We start from the raw sequence: 22,583 nt of genomic DNA, 5'->3' as shown, positions 1-22,583 counted from the left end.
ATACACATGTCTAAGTCCTCTCTTCCAACGTGTATTTCTGCATGTAAAATTATTATACTGAAAACATAGAAAAACGGCAAGGATAAGTCAGAGGAAATGAGGTGCAGAGATGGATGCAGCAAAAAGAATACAGTTAATCAGAATCATTGAAAAAATGGAAAATAACCCGGAATTCAGTGAAAAACTGGGAATTCGGGATAAATCGGTATTGAAACCGGCGAAAGAGGAAAAGGGATGATTGGGGACGGAAAAGAAACAAGCAAGTCCGATTGATTCATTAATTGAAGTTGCAGGTTGACACTGGCTGTCAACCTGCAATATGCTTAGACCAAGAAGCGCTTCCGAATAACAGATGGAGGATTAATTGATGAATGGACTCAGATTTATAAGAACACAATGTAATATTTCACTTAGCAGTTTGGCAATGGCACTGGGCGTTTCACGCCAAATGGTGAGTGCTTGGGAAAATGATAAAAAAGAATTGCCCCAAAAGCGGGTGGAGCAGCTATCCCAGTATTTTGGGCTGGAGGAAAAGTATTTTGGTGAGATAGACGATGTATAGAAGCAGGAAATATTGGATAAGGCAATGTTTCGCTGGGGAAAACCGGAAGAGGAATATTATTTGTATCGATGTAATAGCAGCGATGGGGAGATGGCAGGACAGTCGGTTTATTTCCAGATAAAGGAAAGAGATATTCTTTTGTCTGTGTTAGGGTCGGGTGGAATTGACCACTCAGAGCCGCTTAGAATTAGCCATTTTTAGTCAGTGTTAATCACGGTGCACCGCTGGTTTGCCAATAAAAGCTGCCCGGGAAACTGGCTCTATGAAAGGCTTGGTGATCTTGCTTCTACGGTTACGGCAAAGCTTGGAGGCGGAAATGATGGAATGACAGAGCCTGTACAGAAGAATTACTACCGTGTTAGGAAGACATGGGCAGATGCTGCCTCCCAGCTTGGTGCTTATACGGTGCTGGAGAATGCAAAGCAGATGGCAGATAAGAATCCGGGATATACAGTGTTTGACTGGAATGGGAAAGCTTTGTATAAATCAGGAGAATCTGACAGGGCAGACAGCGGCATGACGAATGCTGACTGTCCTTTTATGGTGAAGGTGAGTGTTCCGAATCTGAACATCCGGGTTGGAGCCGGAACGGATACGGCTAAAACAGGGCATTACACTGGAGTAGGTGTATTTACTATTTTAGAAGTCAGAGAGGGTAAAGGCTCTGATGCTGGATGGGGAAAGTTGAAGTCTGGAACTGGATGGATTGCGTTAGATTTCTGCCAGAGAGTGTAGGTGAATAGGAAAATGTGAGTGAGCCTGCGGTGTTGGGATGAGAGTCCTGATGTCTGCGGGCTTTTTTTGATTTTTTGAAAAATATTGTATATAATGAAACAAACACGACATACAGATGTCATGTTGTGGATGTTAGAATATATCAGGAAGTGAAAGCGATATGAAAATAGATAGACTTATTGGGATTCTTTCTATTTTATTACAGAAAGAAAAGGTGACTGCCCCGGAACTGGCACAAGTGTTTGAAGTCTCAAAAAGAACAATTAATAGAGATATTGATGATCTTTGCAGAGCTGGAATTCCGATTGTTACATCACAGGGAACCGGTGGTGGAATCAGCATAATGGATGGATACAGAATGGATAGGACGATTCTCTCATCTAAAGATATGCAAATGATTATGGCCGGACTTCGAAGTTTGGATAGTGTGAGCGGCAGTCATTATTATGGTCAGCTTATGGAGAAAATCAAGGCTGGTTCCACAGAGTTTGTCAGTGGTTCAGAATCGATTCTTATTGACTTATCTTCCTGGAATAAGGATTCTATATCACCTAAAATCGAACTGATACAGGATGCAATTGAACTGGGAAGAATATTGAAATTTGAATATTATGCACCAAAGGGAAACTCTGAAAGAGAGATTGAGCCATACTATCTGGTTTTCAAATGGTCGAGTTGGTATGTGTATGGATACTGCCTGCTTAGAAATGATTTCAGGCTGTTCAAGCTGAATCGTATGGCAGAAATAGCACACGTAAGAAACTTTGAAAAAAGAAGCGATGTGCCGATGCCTGATTTATCAAATGAGAGAGTATTTCCTTCAAAGGGGAAAGTAAAAGCTATTTTTGATGCATCCATGAAATGGCACCTGATTGAGGAATATGGAATAGAGTCTTTCACAGAACTATCGGATGGAAAACTCCTATTTGAACACGATTACGCTGATGACGAGGGAGTACTGTCCTGGATGCTTACCATGAGGGATAAGGTTACCATTATTGAACCTGAAACCATAAGGCAGAAACTATTTTGTATCGCTACGGATATTGCAGAAAAATATAGGAAGGAATCAGTGAAATGAGATTAGATGGATTTGGAATTTTTGTTGATGACATGGCTGTTATGGTCAGATTCTATCGTGATGTTCTGGGGTTTGGGATAAAGGAAGATGAGAATACTTCAAATGTCTTTCTTGAAAAGGATGGAACGCTATTTCTTTTATATCGAAAAAGTGATTTTGAAAAAATGACAAATAGGACATTCTCGTATTGTAAAGGTGTGAATGGACATTATGAGATTGCGCTCAGCGTAGATAACTATGCAGCGGTTGATAAGACCTACGCAGAAGTAATTGCAGCCGGTGCCGAAAGTATTATGGAACCAACGACAGAGTCTTGGGGTCAGAGAACTTGCTATATTGCCGATCCGGAGGGAAACCTTATTGAAATAGGATCCTTTAAGGAGGTGTGAATAAATGAAGAAATGGTATGACGAAGAGTATATTTTTACGATTGAGGTAACAGGATATCTGCGGGGAAACCACACAGAGCATTTATGCAGAAATGGGGAGGAAATCGGGGATAAATATACCTGTACATATGGTTGCCCTGTTAATGAACAGGGGTATGGAATCTGTCAGAAAATGATGCAGATTCTTTACGGAGATATGCAGGCTGTCAGAAGTGGAGGAAATCTTGCACTGGTAGGTGGGACTGGAAACAATGAAAAGGATTACGTATGTCCGGATGGATGTGTCTGTTTTCATATGACTGCTAAAAAGACTGGCGCTGAGAATTTTTATACCGGCAAGCATTATGAGGAGTGAAGGGGAAGTATATGGCATTTAACTTTAAGAAAGCGTATAAGGAATTTTACGTGCCTAAGAATACACCGGAGATTGTGACGGTTCCGAAAGCAAATTATATTGCAGTAAGAGGAAAGGGAAATCCAAATGAGGAAGGCGGTGCATACCAGCATGCTGTGGGAATCCTGTATGCGATTGCATATACTTTGAAGATGAGTTACAAGTCAGATTATAAGATAGAAGGATTTTTTGAATATGTTGTGCCACCGCTGGAAGGTTTTTGGTGGCAGGATGGTGTAGATGGCTGTGACTATAGCAGTAAAGTGGAATTTAACTGGATATCGGTAATCAGACTGCCTGATTTTGTAAGAAAAGAGGATTTTGACTGGGCGGTAAAAACCGCATCTGCAAAGAAGAAAATAGATTGCTCCAAGGCAGAATATTTAACTGTGGAAGAAGGCTTATGTGTTCAGATTATGCATCATGGATCTTTTGATGACGAGCCAGCAACAGTAGCTATTATGAATCAATATATCGAAGAGAACGGATATAGAAATGATTTTAATAACGCCAGACTGCATCACGAAATCTATATGTCTGATGCAAGAAAGATTGCTCCGGAAAAATGGAAGACCGTAATCAGACATCCGATCTGCAAAAAGGAGGCTTAGGAGAAAATGAGCAAGGCATTAGTAGTTATTGATATTCAAAATGATATTACAAAAAATTATAGAGGTATAATTGATCGGATCAATTCAGCCATTGATTGGGCACAGAGTTATCAGATGCAGATTGTATATATTCAGCATAATAATATCTCTGTAGGTACCAGAACATTTAAGCCTGGTACTAAAGGTGCTGAGCTTGCTCCGGAACTTCATGTAGTGTCAGATAATATTTTTGTAAAGACGAAAGCCAGTGCCTTAACATGTGAAGCATTCACTGAGTTTATTGATAAGAATGAGATTGATGAATTTTATGTGTGTGGTGCAGATGCTGTTGGCTGTGTAAAATCAACCACTTATAATATGGCCAAGACAGGTTATCTGGTGCATGTAATATCTGACTGCGTTACAAGTTATGACCTGAAGAAAGTAGATGAAATGCTTAAGTATTATGAGGAAAAGGGGTGCGAGGTAAAACGATTAGATGAATATATAACAGCTTAATAAAGAAAGTGAATTGAATTATGGCATCAAGTAAAGAATATTTAATCTTTATATTGGAACAGCTGTCCGCACTAGATGACATAACCTATAGAGCAATGATGGGTGAATACATCCTTTATTATCGTGAGAGAGTTATCGGTGGAATATACGATGATAGGTTTCTTGTAAAACCAGTAAGAGCCGCGGTAAATTTAATGCCAAATGCAGAAATGGAAGTTCCTTATGAAGGAGCAAAGGGAATGCTTTTGGTGGATGATGTTGACGATAGAGAGTATCTGGTTAAGTTGTTTGAAGCTATGTATGATGAATTGCCAAAAAGAAAAAAGAAATAGAACGTAATATTCGAGCCTGCGGGTGTAGGGATGAGAGTCCTGATGCTTGCAGGCTTTTTCTTGACAAAATCGACATAGATGTCTATAATGAAACCGACATCAGTGTCGAAAATGGAGATGTAGATATGATTAGCAAGAAGGAACGAACAAGAGAAAGCATTTTAGATACTGCATACGAGTTGTTTGCAAGGGATGGATTTAATAAGATCACTATGAAAGATATCTGCGAAGCAACTGGAATGAGCAGAGGTGGGTTATATAGTCATTTTGGAAGCACAAGAGAATTGTTTGAAGCAATTCTTGAGAAAATTAACCAGAAAGATGAAATGAATTTTCAAAAAGAAATAGAAGATGGGATGGCGGCAACAGATATTCTTGACAGAGCACTTGCGCTGATGAGGAATGAGATGGAGCATTCAGAAGATTCACTGTCTCTGGCAATGTATGAATATTCAGGTACCTGCTCGAATGATAGGATGAATTACTTCAATAGGATAGGTGAAAAGAAATGGTCTGATCTTATTGAATATGGAATAGTCAGAGGCGAATTCAATACAGTGAATGTCAAAGAGATTGTTAATGTAATTCTCTATGCTTATCAGGGCGTTCGAATGTGGAGCAGAATTGTAAGTATGACACCCGAAGTGTTTGATTCGATTACGAATCATATTAGAAAGCAATTGATAAAGGAGCAATAGGTTATGGTATTAGAAACAGAAAGACTGATTCTTCGTCCATGGGAGGAGAAGGATGCAGAAAGCTTATATAAATATGCAAAAGATCCAGAGGTTGGTCCGATTGCAGGATGGCCTGTTCATACAAGTGTGGAAAATAGCCTTGAAATCATAAAAAACGTGTTATCGGCAGATGAAACATATGCTGTTTGTCTGAAAGACGATAACGTGGCGATAGGCAGCATAGGTCTGATTCCTCCTGCTCAGTCGCATACTGCTGCGGCAGATGATGAGATAGAGGTGGGATATTGGATCGGAGTACCATTCTGGGGACGAGGACTGATTCCGGAAGCGGTCAAAGCATTACAGAAGCATGCATTTCTGGATTTAGGCTGCAGTGCTATGTGGTGCGGGTATTATGACGGCAATGAAAAATCGAAACGATGCCAGGAGAAGTGCGGCTTTGTGTATCATCACACGGAAGAAAATAAACCGTGTGAACTTATGGGAGATGTAAGAACAGAGCATTTCACTTTTCTTACAAAACAAGACTGGTTGGATAATCAGAATAAGAAGTTGGTTTTTTATGTTCATGGAAAAGGTGGAAGTGCTTCAGAATCGGAACATTACAAACCGTTTTTTAGAGACTATGACGTATATGGGTTTGATTACAAAGCTGAGAATCCCTGGGAGGCCAAGGAAGAATTTGGTGATAAGGTAAAGGAACTTAAAAAGACATATAGTGAAATGATTCTTATTGCCGGCAGCATTGGGGCTTATTTTTCTATGAACGCAGGTATTAGTGAGTATTTCGAAAGAGCATATTTTATTTCGCCGATTGTAAATCTGGAGAAACTGATACTTGATATGATTTCCTGGGCAGGAGTAAGCGAAAGAGAACTGGAAGAGAAAAAAATTATTCCGGTTGATTTCGGAGATGACTTATCCTGGGATTATCTTCAGTATGTCAGAAATAATAAGATTAACTGGAAGGTGCCGACTGAAATATTGTATGGAAGCACGGATAACCTGCAGTCAATCGATACGATTAATGAATTTGTTAATGATAATGGCGCGGGGCTTACAGTAATGGAGGGCGGAGAACACTGGTTTCATACTAAGGAGCAGATGAGATTTTTGGATAGATGTATGCAGGAGCTATGTGATGAGTAAATATGATGGATTATGGAAATGGATAGCTGAAAATGGTCAGGACCAATTTAAATTGACATATGCCCAGATAGAGGAATTAGCAGGTGTTCCGATTGATCATTCTTTTTCAGTATGGCTATCTGGATTTGGACAGGCTTGATCGCAGTAATAAAGCTAATCAATATTATTTCTGGATTTGTGGTGCAAAAGCGATTTGTGACAGTTCATTCTTTGGCTAATAAAATCACAGGTGCTGTGTTATTTGCATTGCCGCTTACTTTATCGTTGATTGATGTTTCGTATTCAGCTATTTTTGTGTGTCTGGCGGCAACTTTTGCAGCGATACAAGAGGGACATATTATAAGGAGTCAATGAACCGAAACAGATAGAACTGCTCACACTGGACAAATAAAGCCAAGAAATGTCGGGAAAAAGTAATTTCTATGAGATAAGATAGTTTCAGAGCAAGCGAAGGGAGAAAAGAACTATGGAATGGATGGCAATTATCGGTGATTCGGTTCAGTACATTGAGGATCATATAACAGAGGATATTTCAGCTGAGAACATTGCAAAAGCAGTCGGCGTTTCACCTTTCTATTTTCAGAAGGGGTTTGCAATGCTTTGTGGTTTCAGTGTGGCTGAGTATATTCGTAACAGGAGGCTTGCCCTTGCCGGCAATGATCTGTTGATTACTGATGAGAAGGTTATTGATATTGCTATGAAGTATGGGTATGACTCTCCGGATAGTTTTACCAAAGCATTTACCAGATTCCATGGTGTATCGCCTTCATCCGTGCGCAAGGATGAGGTTCTATTAAAAACCTTTGCTCCGCTGAAACTAAAAATATCATTAGAGGGAGGATATCTCATGGACTACAAGATTGTTAAAAAAGAGGCTTTTACTGTTATTGCAAATGCGAAGACTTTTCCTTATGAAGGAGCCAAAGAAGTTGTGCCTCAGTTCTGGCAGGAACATTTCCAGACGGGAATGGGTCAGCATGTAATGGGCGTCTATGGAATTAACATTGATATTGAAATGGGTCAGGAGAATTTTGAGTACCTGATTGCAGATCCATATAATCCGCAGAAGGATGTTCCAGAGGGTCTGGTTACAAGAACAATACCTGCATTTGACTGGGCAGTATTTCCCTGCAAAGGGGCAATGCCAAACGCTCTTCAGGATGTAAATACGAAGATTTATACAGAATGGCTGCCTGCTCTTAAAGAGTATGAGTTTGCTGCTGGATACTGCGTAGAATATTATGATGATCCAACAAAGTATGAGAAGGGAACACAGGATGAAAATTATTATTGTGAGATTTGGATTCCTGTGAAGAAGAAATAAGAATACTGTACTTGTAAGGGAGCCTGCGGGTATCTGATTAATTTCAGATATCTGCAGGCTTTTTTGCGTTTGAAGTTAAAATATGGTCGTTTTTCTTTGCCTGTGACTTGGGAAGAAGTCTTCTCAGGAAGGATGGGTTAGCCTATGACAGTTGAAGAAATGAAGGCAGTAGATATTAGAACTGTTGACAGAGAAACGCTTGTTGATATCAGGGATGTGAAAATAGACAGATCATTACCGCTTGAAGAAAGGGTGAGAAGCTTTGTGGAGCAGATAAAGAATCCATACTGCTTTAGATGCGGTGATGCAGTTGTGAAAACTTCTTTTCTGGATACAGATGTGACATTGGAGGATTGTGTGGAAAGTTATCTTAGGAATCTATGATTTGCCATATTTCAGATGTCATGGAAGTATAGATGCTCGGTGTGTTAAGATGAACTTGGTCAAATATTTAGGCACTAAGTGCTGAGAAGCCTTGCTTCTTGCTGAGCATATCAGAAAGGAGATTCAAGGTTATGAGTAATAAAATCTACAACGCTTGTATTTATGCAAGACTGTCACGTGATGATGGCGATAAGCTGGAAAGTGACAGTATCACAAATCAGAAAGCCCTGATCAGGGACTTTTTATCGAAACATCCGGAAATCCATGTGGTTTCAGAGAAAACAGATGATGGATATTCCGGTGTCAATTTTGACAGACCAGCATTCCAGGAGATGATGGATGAAATTCGTTCTGGAAAGGTGAATTGCGTGGTTGTCAAAGATTTGTCCCGTTTTGGAAGAAATTATATTGAAGCCGGTAACTACATTGAGAGAGTATTTCCATTTATGGGAGTGCGTTTTATAGCAATCAATGATAGTTATGACAGTCTGGATAAGAATCAGTCGGACTCTCTTATTATTCCTTTTAAGAATCTGATTAACGATGCCTATTGTAAGGATATTTCTGTGAAAATCAGATCTCAGTTGGAGATTAAAAGGAAAAAGGGACAGTTCATTGGTGCTTTTGCCGTGTATGGATATCTGAAGGATGAAGAAGACCATAATAGGCTTGTGATTGATACTTATGCATCTGAGGTGGTAAGGGCAATCTTTAAGTGGAAGCTTGAAGGGATGAGCCAGGGGCGTATCGCAGACAAACTGAACATGCAAGGTGTTCTGTGTCCGATGGAATATAAGATTTCTCTTGGGATGAAAGTGCAGACCAATTTCAGGGTGCATAAGAAGGCTATGTGGTCACCTGTATCAGTTACAAGAATTCTTACCAATGAGATTTACACAGGAGTTCTTGTGCAGGGTAAGAGCGGTACTCCGAACTACAAGGTCAAAAAGGTTATGCCTAAGGATGAAGAGGAATGGATCCGTGTAGAAGATTCCCATCCGGCAATTGTTACGAAGAGAAATTTTGATACCGTGCAGAGAATTATGCAGAGGGATATCCGCATCGCTCCGGCAGAGGAAACAGTTTATCCGTTTTCAGGTTATTTGAAATGTGCTGACTGCGGACAGAACATGGTTCGTAAGCATTACACCGCCGGGGATAAGGAATACACATATTTTATCTGTTCTACACGAAAGGCTAAAAAGGGCTGCAGTACACACAGCATTGATGAAGAAACTCTTATGGCCAGTGTACTGAATGTCGTAAAAAGCCATATTGATATGGTGTTGGAGGCGGAGCAGATTCTCGAAATGGTGGAATCACTGCCAGAGAATCAGCAGAATGTCTTTAATTATGATGCACAGATTGTAAAACTGAAGGAAGAGATTGAGAGAAATAAGAACTTCAAGTTGAAATTATATGAGAATCTGCAGGAAGGCATGATTGGTCAGGATGAATATTTCCTGTTTAAGAAAAGCTATGCGATGAAAATACAGGAAGCGGAACAGGCTATTGCTGCCATTGAAGCGGAACGTGAGCAGATGGTCAATAATAATCGGGAACAGCTGTCATGGACGGAAGTGTTTAAGCAGTACCAGAACATTACAGAGGTTACCAGAAATGTAGTTGTGGATCTGATAGACCATATTGAGATTCTGGAAGGCAAGGGTATTCATGTAGTATTCAGATACCATGATAACTGGGATAAGCTGATAGCAGCTATTTCCAATATTCCTGCAGATATGAAATCTCAGATGGCGGTGTAGGAGGTACGGTATGGCAAGAAAGAGCAGAAAAAACACTGGTGCCGTAATCGAAGCACCGGTACAGATAAGTAATTATTTTTCGACGGCGATTTATGTTCGCTTGTCCATTGAGAATAGCGGTAAAGATGATGACGGTGATTCTATTGCCAATCAGATAAGCTTCTGTAAAGCATACTTGGCTGAGCATACCGACCTGAAGCTTTACGGAATATATGAGGATAACGGTGAAAAGGGTACCAACTTTGACCGCCCAGAGTTCAAGAGGATGATGGATGATATCAGAAGCGGCAAAGTAAAGTGCGTTCTTGTAAAAGACCTGAGCTGCTTTGGCAGAGATTATATAGAGGCTGGTGAGTATCTGGAAAAGATATTTCCGTTCATGGGCATCCGGTTTATTTCCATTACAGACGGATATGACAGTCTGACCTGTGATGATGCCGAAAGTGCCTTGATGATACCATTAAAAAATATGATTAACGATGTGTATGCCAAGGATATTTCAAGAAAAATCATCACATCCTTCAAGGCAAGACAGGAGAAAGGCGAGTTCCTTCCGGCATTTGCTCCTTATGGATATGTGAAATCCAAAGAAGTGGCATACAGATATGAGATAGATCAGGCAACAGCACCTTATGTAAGGATGATATTTGAATGGAAGGCTGAGGGCGTTTCCCATAATGAAATTTGTAAAAGACTCAATGATATGGGAGCGGTAACGCCTGCCAGACGTAAGGTTGATCTTGGTATATGGAGGGCGGAAAAATATAAGCACACGGTATGGCATGGACGCACTATCATTGATATTATGAAGAATCCTACCTATACCGGCTGTATTGTTTATGGCAGGATTCCGAAATCTTTATACGAAGGAATCAAGATGCATCGTGCTCCAGAGGAAGAATGGCGATATGTGCCGGATGCACATGAGCCGATTATCAGCCAGGAATTATTCGATAAGGTACAGAAGATGTTTGCTGACCGTGCGGAAAAGTTTAAGGCAAAGATGGATGAGAATGCACCACTCAGGGAACTTGTGACGAATCATTTTAAGGGCAAGATTTATTGTGGTGACTGCGGAAAGAGAATGCGATTTGTTAAGCCTACAGATAAAAGATATCCTGTGGATCAGGATCATGCGGTGTATGTTTGCGGCGGCTATCTTGATAGTGGTTACTCAAGATGCTCAAGACATTCCATCAGATATCCTGTGGTGGCGGATTCAGTTCTGGCTGCAATTAACATGCAGTTGGAATTAGCTTTAAAACAGGAGCAGCTTATTAGGCAGATGCGTGGTTCTGTAAAGGAAAAGAATCTGATTGATAAATATGTTGGTCAGATAAACTATCTGTCGCAGGAACTAAAAAAGATTAATGGCAAAAGAGAGAGTTTGTTTGAGAACTTTGCGGAAGGCATTTTGGATGAGGCAGAGTATCAGTTCGCCAAGAAGAAATATGATGATGAAGCTGCAGAAATCGAAAAGAAGCTTACTGTGGAAAAGGCAAAGAAGGTTCAACTGGACGACATTTTGTCTTTGAGTAATGAATGGCTTGTGGCGATTCATGAGGCAGAAAATGTTACAGAAATCGATGCTGGGTTGGTGAAACACCTGGTCAGCTCTGTAAAGATTTTTGAGGATAATCGTGTCGAAGTGGAATTGAACTTTAGAGATCAGAGAAACATCTTCAACAGGATAATTGCTGAAATGGCAGGTGAAGCAAATGAGTAAATGGGTTATTGGCAAATATATTCGTCTGTCCCTGGCTGATCAGGATTTAATGAAAAAGGAGAATAAATCAGAGAGTGAGAGTATATCCCACCAGAAGGCTCTGATTCAGAATTTTATCAACGGCCATTCAGAACTGAATGGTTCAGAGCAGTATGAGTTTTTTGATGATGGGTATTCCGGCACAAATTTCGAGCGGCCTTCTTTTGAGCGACTGCTGGATAGAATAAAAAAGGGTGAGATTAACTGTGTTATCGTAAAAGACTTCTCACGATTTGGAAGAGATTATATCGAACTGGGTGATTACCTGGAAAGAATCTTTCCTTTTATGGGTGTGAGGTTCATTTCCATCAATGACCATTATGACAGTGCTGATTACAAAGGTACTACCGGTGGTCTTGATGTTGTTATGAAGAATATCGTTTACGATTACTATAGTAAGGATCTGTCGGTAAAAGTAAAAACAGCAAAGTACCAGAAGATGAAGCAAGGGAAATACCTTGGCGGTCATGTGCCGTATGGTCTTATGAAGGACCCAAAGGACAAGCATAAGCTGATAATTGATCCTGAGGCAGCAGCAGTTGTAAGAGAGATATTTGATATGGCTATTGCCGGGATGCGTCGGATTGATATGGCACGTACTCTGAATGAGAGAGGGATTGAAACTCCAGGACAGTATTACAGAAGAAAGCATCCAGGAACGAAGAAATTTGCAGATGCTTCTGATATGGTTTGCTGGAATCATAATAATATCAGAAACATACTTCAACAGGAAATGTATTACGGTGCAATCGTTGGTCATAAAAGACAGGGGCTTGGTGTGGGATGTAAGCATACAGCAACTGTGCCGAAGGAAAAACAGTTTATTGTGGAAGGCAGACATGAAGGGATTGTTACAAAGGAAGAGTTCCTGAGAGCACAGGAGATATTTTGTAAGCAGCGAAAGACGAAGAAGGTCATATCAAAGACTTATCCGCTTTATCGGAAGGTTAAGTGTGGCACCTGCGGAAGGGCGATGACTTATAAGACATATTCTTTCCGTGGAGAGGAATATAAGTATTTTGGATGCCCTCATGCCAAGGAGCAGGTTGGTGATGACGGATGTTGTAAAAGATATATTACTGAGGATAATCTAAATGCTATTGTTTGGTCGGTGGTAAGACAGCTGCTTGATATGACAGATGCATTTAAGAAAAAACTGGATAAGCAGCATGGTATTAGCAGACAGTATAATCAGATTCTTGCCAAGAAGCTTGCTGAGTTGCAGCAAGAGAAGGAAAAGTGCGAGTCGAATAGATTCACCAATGTGGATCAGTTTATGGCAGGTCAGTTGGATAAGGAAGTGTACCAGAGAAGAAGAGCAGACCTTGGAAGGCTTGCTGAAAGACTTGAAGCTGATATTGCAGAACTGGAGCAGAAGCTTAAGGCAGCGGAAACCGTGAAAGATGACAGCTTATCGCAGGCACTTGGTGTGATGAAGAAGTATTCCGGAGCAGATGAACTGACACAGGCAATGGTGCAGGAACTGATTGATAGGGTTATTGTCACAGATCCGGAGCATGTGGAGATTGTCTGGAAGTTTAAGGATGAGGTTTGGAAGTTTATTGGAATGTAAGGGTGAAGCCGGTTGGATGATGAGTCTGACTGGCTTCTTTTTTGATTGAAAAAATTGCAGTTTTGATGTACTATAAATTATACGAATAAGACAACTGTTTTTTGGTTGAGGATTGGAATTATGGTAAAAAACAATATCGAAGTTGATGTAAAAGTAAAATGCATAGAGCAGGGAAAAACACAGGTGCAGTTGGCTGAAGAGATTGACACTACAAAGGCCTATGTGAATCGTGTCATCAAGAAGCAGGATGGCGTTGTGAATAAGACTTTTGTGCAGATGATGGAAGCACTGGGGTATGATATTGAACTTACTTATGTGAAGCGAGAATGAGATATCTTCGCGAAAAATACATAGCCTATAGTGAACAAATTTGGAAAGGAATTTACAAGTATGGATGAGGAAGTTATTTATATTGCACCCGAGGATGTTGAAATAGTAGATTCATCTGAGTATAGTGCAGAAATCGCAGATCAATTTTCTGACATGCCGGAAGTTGCAAAACCCTTATTAAAAGGAGCCAAGGTGGCGTTTAGGAAGATAGAAAAGATGCTTTATTCTGCACCGGCAATTGTAAACTTAGTCAAAGATAATATTCCGGATGTAACACTGCAGGCAATACTTACAGATGAACAGAAACAGCAGATTGCCAAAGGGGCACTAAAATTGATGACGAAAAAAGATGGATCACTTATGGCAAATCTTGTGAATCCAGAGACAAAAAAGATTGTTGCGACAATTCCACTAAAAAGTGTCAAGATTGCTCCGGAAATAACACAGGCTATGACAAGTTATGCAACACAGATGCAAATGGCACAGATTGCAGAACAGATACAAGTGGTTCAGTTGGCAATAGAAGAAGTAAGGCAAGGGCAAGAGTTTGATCGTCTTGCTACAGCATATAGTTGTCAACAGAAATTGATACAGGCAATGGAAATAAAAAATCCAGAGCTGAGGGCTATGGCTTTGATGCAGATTGCATCTGATGCAGAAGATAGTCGTAATTTATTGATGCTGAGTCAGAAAGCAAATGTTGGATTTATTACAGAACAACCAGAATCTTTCTTTGGGAAAATCATAGGAGGGGCTACCCCAGAGAAAATCAATTCTAGAATGAATGAAATCAGAGAAAGTTTATGTGCTGTAAATATGGTATCTCTTGCTGAAGCTATTGCATATCAGGAACTTGGCGAAGACTCAGCTGCAAGAAAAAGTTTAGCTTATTATGGAGAGTTTGTTCAGAAGACCTATCTTGAGGCTCCTGGACTTGTAGAGAGATTAGATTTAATTGACCCATCTCCAGAGAATTATTGGTCAAGGACATTACCGGATATAGAGAGGAGAATCCAGGCTTTGCCATGTAGTCGAGAACAGAATCAAATTGAAGAAGGAGCAGAAGAAGATGGAGAAGAAGTGCAAGAATAAGAAGTGTCAAAGACCTTTGCCGGATGGATATAAACATAAGTATTGTGAAAACTGTAGAAATGAACATGCACAAAAGGCTAAGAATTTTGGAAAGGGAGCACTAGGGGTTGCTGCCACTGCAGGAAGCATTGCGCTTGCAATTATCACTAAAGGAAAAATTGATCCAAAAGGAAAAGCATAGTAAGGAGACCAGTTATGGATGTATACTTAAGGTCATATCAACGTGAGTGTATAGAAAACATATTTAATAAAATTGAGTCTGGGGCAACAAGAATCAGTGTTGCAATGACAGTTGGCTTAGGAAAAAGTATAACCTCTATATTCTTAGCTGATGAAATTATAAAACGTTATTCTGAAAGTTGTGTATTAGTATTCCGGTATAGAGTAAACTGTGATCAAGCGAAGGTTGAAATAGCAAAATTAGGAAAATCTGATGAAATCTATTGCGGAACGGTTAATGAATTTTTACATGATAAAAATAAAAAATATAAGTATTGTTTGCTTCATGACTTGGCTGTATATGATAGAAAACAAATTTCAGATGCAATTAAAAATAACAACGTAGTAACGGTTTCGTTTTTTGCACCAGGACAAGATGTTGTTGAGGAAAATCAGGTGAGTGATTCCGAGCAAGCAAAGAGGCTGATGGCATATGCAGAGCGTATCACACCTATTGTTTGCGTATATGAAACAAAAGACATACTTGATATCAGAGACATTAGATATGCTGGTGAAATGGAAACATCTTTTATAAAAAATGAAATTTCTGTTGTATCAGATTGGTTGACCACAGAACGTGTTAAAGCAGAAAAAGAGAGAAATGAGACACAAAATAGGGTTAATAGGCTTCAAGCATATATGAAAGCTTTTAAGCAGATGCAAGATCAGCAGACTATCAAAAATCAAGCGGCTGAAATTGAAAGGCTGAAAGCTTTATTGCAGGCGGATGAACGAGATAAGCGAATCGAAGATCTAGAAGCTCGCGAGAAAGAGTATCAAGAACAATTAATTGAAAAAGATGCTCGTATTGCACAACAGGATCAAATGATTTCATTCATGAAAACTGCTTTTAGTAGTATTGGAATATCTCCCGATGTGATTGAACAATCATTCGATCAGATACAGAGGATTCGCGAATCATTAATTGAGGAACTCGAAAGTACTGATGAAGATGTAAAAGAAATTGCATTGAAGAAACTTCAGGATAAAGTAGCAGAGATCGTTGGAGAACTTACTAGAAATGTTATTTCTGTGGCAGATAATACATACTATAAGGAATATCTTGTTGGAGAACTGACTCAAGAGGTATGGGATAAACTTGATGAGAAGAGTAAGGCATTTCTTATAACTGCAAAAAGTAATTATGACAGTATGGTAAAGATGCCAGATAAGGATTCTATGGACTATTCTGGAGTATGTCTTTTGGTTACAAAGGCTCTTGAAGTCGAAACAACAAAGAGATTTTTTGATAAATACAAAGAATTTTTAAATAGAAAATATACTGGTGTATCTCAATGGCCATATGTATTGAGACAGAGAGTTCATGGGCAGGTTACAGATGAAATAATTCCTGATGGAGAATTTACACTTGGGTCTGTTGTTCCTACTGTGGGATATAAGAGAGATTATGATGTTAATGGTAATATAACTGGTTATTCCAGAGGTAATAATAGAACACGAATGGAATTTTTAGATTATGCGACAAGGAATCTTTTTAAGTTATCTGATAGGAGTAGTGCAGAACGTGAGATAGAAAAGGATTATCAGTTTATAGAAAGAGTACGGTTAGATTATAGAAATCCTTCTGCGCATAGAGATGAATTGACGATTACGTCTGCAAAAAATTGCATAGAGTATGTTATTGATGTGCATCACATGTTGAAAGAAATGCTTGGAGCAATGAAAATATAATACAAGGAGTGAAATTTTATATGCTTAATCTTTCTGAAGAACAGCAGAAAAAACTAATGTCAGCTATTAATGAGCATATTCAAGAAGAAACGAAAAAGAGTATGACTGATTTTGATAAGACGTTAGATAACGTCACAGGTAAGTTGAAAAATATAGGATGGACACTGCCAGCTGAGTTGGGAATATATGCAGTAAATGTTATTGGAAATATGGAAGAGATTTCTAATATTGAGAAGTTTTTTGAGATGTATTTTACTCAGGACGATTATAAGTTTACGAGAAAGATGATTGAAAATATTCTCGATGCTCCGATTAGTGAAGGACTAAAAAAGATGGTAAGAGAGTGTTGGACAGCATTTCAAAACAAATTATATGCAGTTTGTGCTACATCTCTATTATCAGTTATAGAAGGAGTATTATCTGAATTTAGTGATGATAAATCAGATGTAAGAATGATGAAAGTTTGTCAGAAGCATGTAGATGAGTTCCCGGCAGATGGCAGCAGTATTTTGAAGCATGTTTGGATCTCCTACAATAATTTTATTCGTAACCTTTATCAGAAAAGCGATTTCAAACAGGATGAACCAGATGAAGTGAACCGTCACTGGTTGTTACATGGAAGATCAGACTTTGAAATTGAGGAAATAGATTGTTTGAGATTATTTAATGCAGTTGATAGTTTATGCATGGTAGTAAAGAAGGAAAATAAGGAAGCTGAAACAAATTAAACTCTGCCATCTAAAAAATGGCAGTAAAATCTTTTAGACCTATCTTGACATACGCTGATGAAGCACATCATTCTGCATCAGATACTTACCAGAGAATAATGAACTACTTTAAACCAAAACTATGGCTTGGTATGACTGCGACTCCAGATAAGCGAGATGACAATATAGAAGGCCGAAATATATATGAAATCTTTCATTACCAGATTGCTTATGAGATTCGTTTGCAGCAGGCTATGGAAGAGAATATGTTGTGTCCATTCCACTACTTTGGTATCAGTGATTTGTCTATGATTGGGGATGGAAAGGGCAGGAATAAAACGATTACGACACAGGATTTCAATCTTCTGGTCAGCGATGAACGAGTAAAACATATCATAGAGCAGGCGAACTATTTTGGTTATAGCGGGGATCGCGTAAAGGGGTTGATCTTCTGCAGCCGTATTGCAGAATCAAGAGAATTGTCGGACAAGTTTAATAAGATGATTAATCCAGATACCGGGAAGTATTACAGGACCATTGCGTTAAATGGAGATGCCGATGAAAATGAGCGGGCAGAAGCATTTGAACGTTTGGCAATGGATGAAGCGGATGCTGCGGATGATATTCAGCCTTTGGATTATATTTTTTCTGTTGAGATTTTGAACGAAGGTGTGGATATCATCGAGGTGAATCAGGTTATTATGCTTCGGCCGACACAGTCTCCGATTGTCTTTATACAACAGTTTGGCCGTGGGCTTCGTAAGGCAGATGGCAAAGAATTTGTTGTAATTCTGGATTTTATTGGAAATTACGAGAAGAACTTTATGATTCCCATTGCTCTTTCTGGTGACCGCACATATAATCCGGATACCATTCGAAAGTATGTGATCAGTGGCAATAGTACGATTCCTGGAGCGTCTACAGTTCATTTTGATGCAGTCGCAAAGGAAAAAATCTTCAGGTCGATTGATAAGATTCGTGGAATGAAAGCAATCATTAAAGATAGTTATATATCATTAAAAAACAGATTGGGACGGGTTCCATATCTCATGGATTTTTACGAAAATGGTGAAATCGATCCACTTGTAATTATCAGAGAGTTTAAAACTTATCAGGATTTTTTAGTTTCGGTTGAACAGGAATGTTACAAAGAAAAGATTACTGACCAGGAAAAGTTGACATTAGAGTATTTATCCAAAACAGTTCTCAGCGGAGTCAGACCATACGAATTAGAGATATTAAAACGTTTATTTTATTCAGATCAGATTTCATTGTCGGAATTGGCCGATGAACTGAAAAAGGTTTATTTGCATTCTTTTGATGAAGCCTCGCTGGAAAATGCGATTCAAGTACTGGAGGGACGTTTTGTCAGTAAAGAAGAAGAGTACCAAAAATATAAGAAAATAGATATTATTGGTGATCATGATGCAAAGTTTATCCACCGAATGGTAAGTTATGCGAAAAGGCTGGAGCATAAGGAGTTCTATAAGCAGATGGATGATTTGATTCGTGTGGGACTTAGAAGATATCAGGATAAATTTGGCAGGAAGCAGGCTGCCGATAGCCCTTTTGTGCTTTATGAAAAATATTCCAGAAGAGATGTAAGTTTGTTGATGAACTGCGGACGAGATCTGTCATCCATAATGTATGGAATGAAGTGCATTGGAGATGATGTTTTTATTTTCATTACTTATCATAAGGTGGGAGCAGAGAGCGAAGAATTACAGTATGCAGAAGGTAAACCGGATTATGCCGATGCATTTGCTGATAGTATGATATTCCGATGGGATTCTCAGATTGGCAAGGGACCGGATAGCAGCTATATGCAAGATGTGATGGGTGCTAAGCGGAAGCATTTGCTGGTCAAAAAAAGTGATGCAGAAACAAGCTTCTACTATATGGGAATCTTTGATATCATATCTGCAGTTGGTGATAAAAAGATGGATAACCGTGGAAATATGAAGGATATCACAAAAGTTACAATGAAAATGCATCGAGCAGTCAGAGAAGACTTATTGAAGTATTTGGAGAGTAATCTGTTAGATGAGGAGAATAAAGCCATATGAAAACGATAAAAGTTGTTGCAGCAGTTATTCGCGATAAAGAAAAGATTTTTGCAACTGCCAGAGGTTATGGAGAATTTAAAGGGCAATGGGAATTTCCGGGAGGAAAGATTGAAGAAGGAGAAACACCGCAGGAAGCTTTGAAGCGGGAAATCAGGGAAGAACTTGCAGCGGAAATTGAAGTAGGTGAATTGATACATACGATCGAGTATGATTATCCTGCATTTCATCTTTCTATGGACTGTTTCTGGTGCAGTATCAGGTCAGGAAAGCTGACTTTGCTGGAAGCGGAGGACGCGAAGTGGTTGACGAAGGATTCCCTTAGAAGTGTGCAGTGGCTGCCGGCTGATTTGGAATTGATAGATGTTATTGAAAGAGCAATGGAGAAAAGATACGACGTGGAGGAATGATAGATGGTAAAACCGATAATGAAGGACGTGTTCTTTCTTGGGAAAAAATCAGAACCGGCGACAAAGGCAGATTTGCAGGTGGGAAAAGATCTGCAGGATACCTTGCAGGCAAATCGTGCCGGTTGTGTGGGTATGGCTGCGAACATGATTGGTGTGAAAAAGAGAGTCATCATTGTGAATATGGGCTTTGTAGATATTGTGATGTTTAATCCGGTACTGCTGAGTAAGGATACTCCATATGAAACAGAAGAGGGATGCCTCTCTCTTACCGGTGTGAGAAAAACTACAAGATATGAAAATATCGAAGTGGAATATTATGATATGAACTGGAAAAAGCAGCGCCAGAAACTCAGCGGCTGGCCGGCACAGATCTGTCAGCATGAGCTGGATCATCTGGAAGGGATTTTGATTTAACAGATTTTGGGAATAGTAGTAAAGATTCATGAAAATGGTTCCCGCCGCAGAATGGAAGCGCAGAAAGAACTGGCGAAACTTGAAAATGAATTGAAACAGGCATTGCTGGAAGCAGGCAGCAGGTGATTATTGGGGACGGTGTCGGTTTTGAAACATAAATATAGAATAACTTTTAATTCCCCGGTGGTGCTGGGGTTTGCAGCTGTATGCTTTATTGCGATGATTGCAAATTATGTTACGAGGAGTGTGAGCAATCGGGTCCTCTTTATGACATATCATTCTTCGCTGACATCACCGATGACTTATGTGCGTTTGTTTACTCATGTTTTCGGACATTCGGGATGGGAACATTTTATAGGTAATATGTCTTATATTTTATTATTAGGGCCTATGCTTGAAGAAAAATATGGTTCCAAACGTATTGGGCAGATTATTGTGATTACTGCATTTGTTACCGGAGTTATCAATTATGTGTTTTTTGGGAATATTGCATTGTGCGGTGCCAGCGGGATTTGTTTTGCATTTATTTTACTGTCGTCATTTACAGGCTTTCGGGAAGGAGAAATTCCGCTTACTGTGATTTTGGTTGCAGTTATTTTTCTGGGGCAGCAGATCTATGAGGGAATTGTGGTGCAGGATAATATTTCCAATATGGCACATGTGATTGGCGGGATTGTTGGAGGTGTTATCGGTTTTTCCTTAAATAAGATACATCCTAATTAATCCGCAATATATAACCGCAATAAATCAAAAATAATTGATAAATTGCGGAACCAAGCATGAAATACACAGAAAGAAGTGAAGTATAATGAAAAGGGAAAAAATTGCCTGTAATTGTAAAAACATCACATACGGTATGATAGAAGATTCCATCAAAAAAGGTGCAAAATCCTATGAAGATGTGGAAAAACAGCTTCGTTTCGGGACCGGATGTGGAAAATGTAAGGAGTTTATTCAGTATCTGATACGGGATTTACTGGAAGAACAGAATAAGAAATGAGAAAAGGACTATTGGGGACAGAGAAAAAGCCATTTATCTCCGTCCCCGTGGCTTTAGAGGATATGACAAAATGATTAATCGAGAAGATATGCTGGAACTGACCAGGAGGATGACGCCTGCCCGGTCTTCGGTAGCCCGGATTGCAGGTGCGTATTTTGATGAAGAAGGATATGTAGACGGTACTTTTAACACAAATTTTCTGAAATTATCACCGTCAGAGCGGTCGAAAAACCTGAATCTGGCAAAGACCATTCTGCTCTCAGAGACAAACATGCAGCTGAAGGATTATAAAATTCCAGCATCCGCAAGGAAACCGGGAAGTATCTGGCAGCTGCTGGACGGTATCAAAGAGGCAGAATTAAAAAATGATGCGTTTATGGATATTATGTATGAGCTGATCGGGGAGAAATTCCAGCCGGGTTACTCATTTGCCTGTTTTTTGTATTTCGGTCAGTATGATGTTCCGGTAAAGGGCCGTGATCAGGAATGGATGGAAGGATCGGAAGAAGTGTATACCTATCTTTTGTGTACGATCAGTCGTCTGGAGGGAGAATATGAACCGGGAAAACCGGAGTTTGGTTTCCTTTATCCGGCATTTCGGAACAGGACAGAGGATGCGGCGTATATCAATGTGTTTGAAGAACATCCGGGACGATATAAAAATCTGACGGAGTGGATGATTCAGGTGCAGTGAGTTTTATCGAAAATACGGGGAAAAACTTTCCAGAGAAAGGAACACATTTATGATACAGGAAATAAAACTGCAGCAGGGAGATTCTTCGGTAACCCTTCACATCATACGGTCAGCCAGAAAGAGCATCGGACTGGAAGTCAGGGGAGAGGATGTTCTCCTTCGCATCCCGGCACGATTGTCGGACCGTAATCTGAAACAGTTTCTTGAAGAGAAAAAACAGTGGATTTTGGAAAAATCTGCTCAGATGCAGGAAAGGCAGGAAGAACGTGAAACTACCGGAGCAGTGTCACCTGCTGAGCTATCTGCCGAAGAAATTGAGGCGATCAAAGAAAAAATCGCTTCACGAGTCCGGCACTATTCCCGGGTGATGGGAGTAACTGTCGGCAGGATTACAATCAGGAATCAGAGAACACGCTGGGGAAGCTGCAGCGTCAAAGGTAATCTGAATTTCAATTATCAGCTCTATTATCTCCCGGAAGAACTGCTGGATTATGTCGTGGTTCACGAACTGGCGCACCGCCGGCATATGGATCACTCTGCGGAATTCTGGGCAGAGGTGGGGAAATATTGTCCGGATTATAAGAAACGGCGGGAAAAACTGAAAGAATATAAGCTGGCATAACCGGCGAAACATAAGGTATTTATCGTGGTTTATACTAGTATAATTGGTGAATGAACACGTAAAATGTGTCTTCGCAGGA

General features: G+C 39.7%; 28 protein-coding genes and 1 pseudogene. All 29 read left to right on the top strand.

Annotated elements, in window-relative coordinates:
* Positions 1 to 109 precede the first annotated feature (109 nt).
* On the top strand, positions 110 to 238 hold the full coding sequence (locus ACTNEW_RS07930; protein ID WP_441059750.1) for a hypothetical protein: 129 nt from the start codon (positions 110 to 112) through the stop codon (positions 236 to 238).
* Between the two features lie 129 nt (positions 239 to 367).
* Positions 368 to 562 (top strand): helix-turn-helix domain-containing protein, encoded by a 195-nt coding sequence (locus ACTNEW_RS07925; RefSeq protein WP_441059748.1) that lies wholly within the window; start codon positions 368 to 370, stop codon positions 560 to 562.
* Positions 563 to 766: 204 nt separating this feature from the next.
* Positions 767 to 1,297 carry a hypothetical protein gene (locus ACTNEW_RS07920; protein WP_441059746.1) on the top strand — a complete coding sequence of 177 codons (531 nt, stop codon included), beginning with the start codon at positions 767 to 769 and terminating at the stop codon, positions 1,295 to 1,297.
* Positions 1,298 to 1,457: 160 nt separating this feature from the next.
* A complete protein-coding gene (locus tag ACTNEW_RS07915; protein WP_441059744.1) occupies positions 1,458 to 2,378 on the top strand; it encodes a helix-turn-helix transcriptional regulator in 921 nt (306 codons plus the stop codon).
* A complete protein-coding gene (locus ACTNEW_RS07910; protein ID WP_441059742.1) occupies positions 2,375 to 2,767 on the top strand; it encodes a VOC family protein in 393 nt (130 codons plus the stop codon). Before ACTNEW_RS07915 ends, ACTNEW_RS07910 begins: the two co-directional genes overlap by 4 nt.
* Positions 2,768 to 2,771: 4 nt before the next feature.
* Positions 2,772 to 3,122, top strand: coding sequence for a TIGR04076 family protein (locus ACTNEW_RS07905; RefSeq protein ID WP_178857169.1), 351 nt, complete (start codon positions 2,772 to 2,774; stop codon positions 3,120 to 3,122).
* 11 nt (positions 3,123 to 3,133) lie between these two features.
* Positions 3,134 to 3,772 carry a GyrI-like domain-containing protein gene (locus ACTNEW_RS07900; protein ID WP_441059739.1) on the top strand — a complete coding sequence of 213 codons (639 nt, stop codon included), beginning with the start codon at positions 3,134 to 3,136 and terminating at the stop codon, positions 3,770 to 3,772.
* Between the two features lie 6 nt (positions 3,773 to 3,778).
* Positions 3,779 to 4,270 (top strand): cysteine hydrolase family protein, encoded by a 492-nt coding sequence (locus tag ACTNEW_RS07895; RefSeq protein ID WP_441059737.1) that lies wholly within the window; start codon positions 3,779 to 3,781, stop codon positions 4,268 to 4,270.
* A 20-nt stretch (positions 4,271 to 4,290) separates the two neighbouring features.
* Complete coding sequence (locus tag ACTNEW_RS07890; RefSeq protein ID WP_441059735.1) at positions 4,291 to 4,602, top strand: TfoX/Sxy family protein; 312 nt, start codon at positions 4,291 to 4,293, stop codon at positions 4,600 to 4,602.
* A 125-nt stretch (positions 4,603 to 4,727) separates the two neighbouring features.
* The gene (locus tag ACTNEW_RS07885) at positions 4,728 to 5,300 is read left to right on the top strand and encodes a TetR/AcrR family transcriptional regulator (protein WP_441059733.1); all 573 of its coding nucleotides are present in this window, start codon (positions 4,728 to 4,730) and stop codon (positions 5,298 to 5,300) included.
* A gap of 3 nt (positions 5,301 to 5,303) precedes the next feature.
* Positions 5,304 to 5,849, top strand: a pseudogene (locus ACTNEW_RS07880) (GNAT family N-acetyltransferase); the annotation flags it as partial.
* A 592-nt stretch (positions 5,850 to 6,441) separates the two neighbouring features.
* On the top strand, positions 6,442 to 6,588 hold the full coding sequence (locus tag ACTNEW_RS07875; RefSeq protein ID WP_235249045.1) for a hypothetical protein: 147 nt from the start codon (positions 6,442 to 6,444) through the stop codon (positions 6,586 to 6,588).
* A 327-nt stretch (positions 6,589 to 6,915) separates the two neighbouring features.
* Complete coding sequence (locus ACTNEW_RS07870) at positions 6,916 to 7,773, top strand: AraC family transcriptional regulator (RefSeq protein WP_441059730.1); 858 nt, start codon at positions 6,916 to 6,918, stop codon at positions 7,771 to 7,773.
* A gap of 144 nt (positions 7,774 to 7,917) precedes the next feature.
* The gene (locus ACTNEW_RS07865) at positions 7,918 to 8,157 is read left to right on the top strand and encodes a DUF6870 family protein (protein ID WP_235249042.1); all 240 of its coding nucleotides are present in this window, start codon (positions 7,918 to 7,920) and stop codon (positions 8,155 to 8,157) included.
* Between the two features lie 131 nt (positions 8,158 to 8,288).
* Positions 8,289 to 9,923: a recombinase family protein gene (locus ACTNEW_RS07860; RefSeq protein WP_441059728.1), complete on the top strand. Its 1,635-nt coding sequence runs from the start codon at positions 8,289 to 8,291 to the stop codon at positions 9,921 to 9,923.
* Between the two features lie 10 nt (positions 9,924 to 9,933).
* Positions 9,934 to 11,649, top strand: a complete 1,716-nt coding sequence (locus ACTNEW_RS07855; RefSeq protein WP_441059726.1) for a recombinase family protein — start codon at positions 9,934 to 9,936, stop codon at positions 11,647 to 11,649.
* The gene (locus tag ACTNEW_RS07850) at positions 11,642 to 13,261 is read left to right on the top strand and encodes a recombinase family protein (protein ID WP_441059724.1); all 1,620 of its coding nucleotides are present in this window, start codon (positions 11,642 to 11,644) and stop codon (positions 13,259 to 13,261) included. The genes ACTNEW_RS07855 and ACTNEW_RS07850 overlap by 8 nt, the downstream gene beginning before the upstream one ends.
* Positions 13,262 to 13,381: 120 nt before the next feature.
* Entirely contained in the window at positions 13,382 to 13,591 is a 210-nt protein-coding gene (locus ACTNEW_RS07845; RefSeq protein WP_235249038.1) for a helix-turn-helix domain-containing protein, read from the top strand.
* 60 nt (positions 13,592 to 13,651) lie between these two features.
* Positions 13,652 to 14,683, top strand: coding sequence for a hypothetical protein (locus ACTNEW_RS07840; protein WP_441059722.1), 1,032 nt, complete (start codon positions 13,652 to 13,654; stop codon positions 14,681 to 14,683).
* On the top strand, positions 14,661 to 14,864 hold the full coding sequence (locus ACTNEW_RS07835) for a hypothetical protein (protein WP_441059720.1): 204 nt from the start codon (positions 14,661 to 14,663) through the stop codon (positions 14,862 to 14,864). The genes ACTNEW_RS07840 and ACTNEW_RS07835 overlap by 23 nt, the downstream gene beginning before the upstream one ends.
* 14 nt (positions 14,865 to 14,878) lie before the next feature.
* On the top strand, positions 14,879 to 16,594 hold the full coding sequence (locus tag ACTNEW_RS07830) for a DEAD/DEAH box helicase family protein (protein ID WP_441059718.1): 1,716 nt from the start codon (positions 14,879 to 14,881) through the stop codon (positions 16,592 to 16,594).
* 20 nt (positions 16,595 to 16,614) lie between these two features.
* Positions 16,615 to 17,322 (top strand): hypothetical protein, encoded by a 708-nt coding sequence (locus ACTNEW_RS07825; protein ID WP_441059716.1) that lies wholly within the window; start codon positions 16,615 to 16,617, stop codon positions 17,320 to 17,322.
* Between the two features lie 17 nt (positions 17,323 to 17,339).
* Positions 17,340 to 19,367, top strand: a complete 2,028-nt coding sequence (locus ACTNEW_RS07820) for a DUF3427 domain-containing protein (protein WP_441059714.1) — start codon at positions 17,340 to 17,342, stop codon at positions 19,365 to 19,367.
* Positions 19,364 to 19,774 carry a (deoxy)nucleoside triphosphate pyrophosphohydrolase gene (locus tag ACTNEW_RS07815; RefSeq protein ID WP_441059712.1) on the top strand — a complete coding sequence of 137 codons (411 nt, stop codon included), beginning with the start codon at positions 19,364 to 19,366 and terminating at the stop codon, positions 19,772 to 19,774. Before ACTNEW_RS07820 ends, ACTNEW_RS07815 begins: the two co-directional genes overlap by 4 nt.
* 3 nt (positions 19,775 to 19,777) lie before the next feature.
* Positions 19,778 to 20,188 carry a peptide deformylase gene (locus ACTNEW_RS07810; RefSeq protein ID WP_441059710.1) on the top strand — a complete coding sequence of 137 codons (411 nt, stop codon included), beginning with the start codon at positions 19,778 to 19,780 and terminating at the stop codon, positions 20,186 to 20,188.
* 147 nt (positions 20,189 to 20,335) lie between these two features.
* Positions 20,336 to 20,911 carry a rhomboid family intramembrane serine protease gene (locus ACTNEW_RS07805; protein ID WP_441059708.1) on the top strand — a complete coding sequence of 192 codons (576 nt, stop codon included), beginning with the start codon at positions 20,336 to 20,338 and terminating at the stop codon, positions 20,909 to 20,911.
* Between the two features lie 85 nt (positions 20,912 to 20,996).
* Entirely contained in the window at positions 20,997 to 21,188 is a 192-nt protein-coding gene (locus ACTNEW_RS07800; RefSeq protein ID WP_441059706.1) for a (2Fe-2S)-binding protein, read from the top strand.
* A 70-nt stretch (positions 21,189 to 21,258) separates the two neighbouring features.
* Positions 21,259 to 21,882 carry a DUF4317 family protein gene (locus ACTNEW_RS07795; RefSeq protein WP_441059704.1) on the top strand — a complete coding sequence of 208 codons (624 nt, stop codon included), beginning with the start codon at positions 21,259 to 21,261 and terminating at the stop codon, positions 21,880 to 21,882.
* A gap of 49 nt (positions 21,883 to 21,931) precedes the next feature.
* Positions 21,932 to 22,504, top strand: coding sequence for a M48 family metallopeptidase (locus ACTNEW_RS07790; protein WP_441059702.1), 573 nt, complete (start codon positions 21,932 to 21,934; stop codon positions 22,502 to 22,504).
* The last annotated feature ends 79 nt before the right edge of the window (positions 22,505 to 22,583 follow it).

This window comes from Blautia sp. HCP3S3_G3 (genome assembly GCF_052063365.1).
Classification (GTDB): Bacteria; Bacillota; Clostridia; order Lachnospirales; family Lachnospiraceae; genus Blautia_A.
Note: the sequence above shows the minus strand (reverse complement) of the source record. Positions and strands in the feature narration are given on the sequence as shown.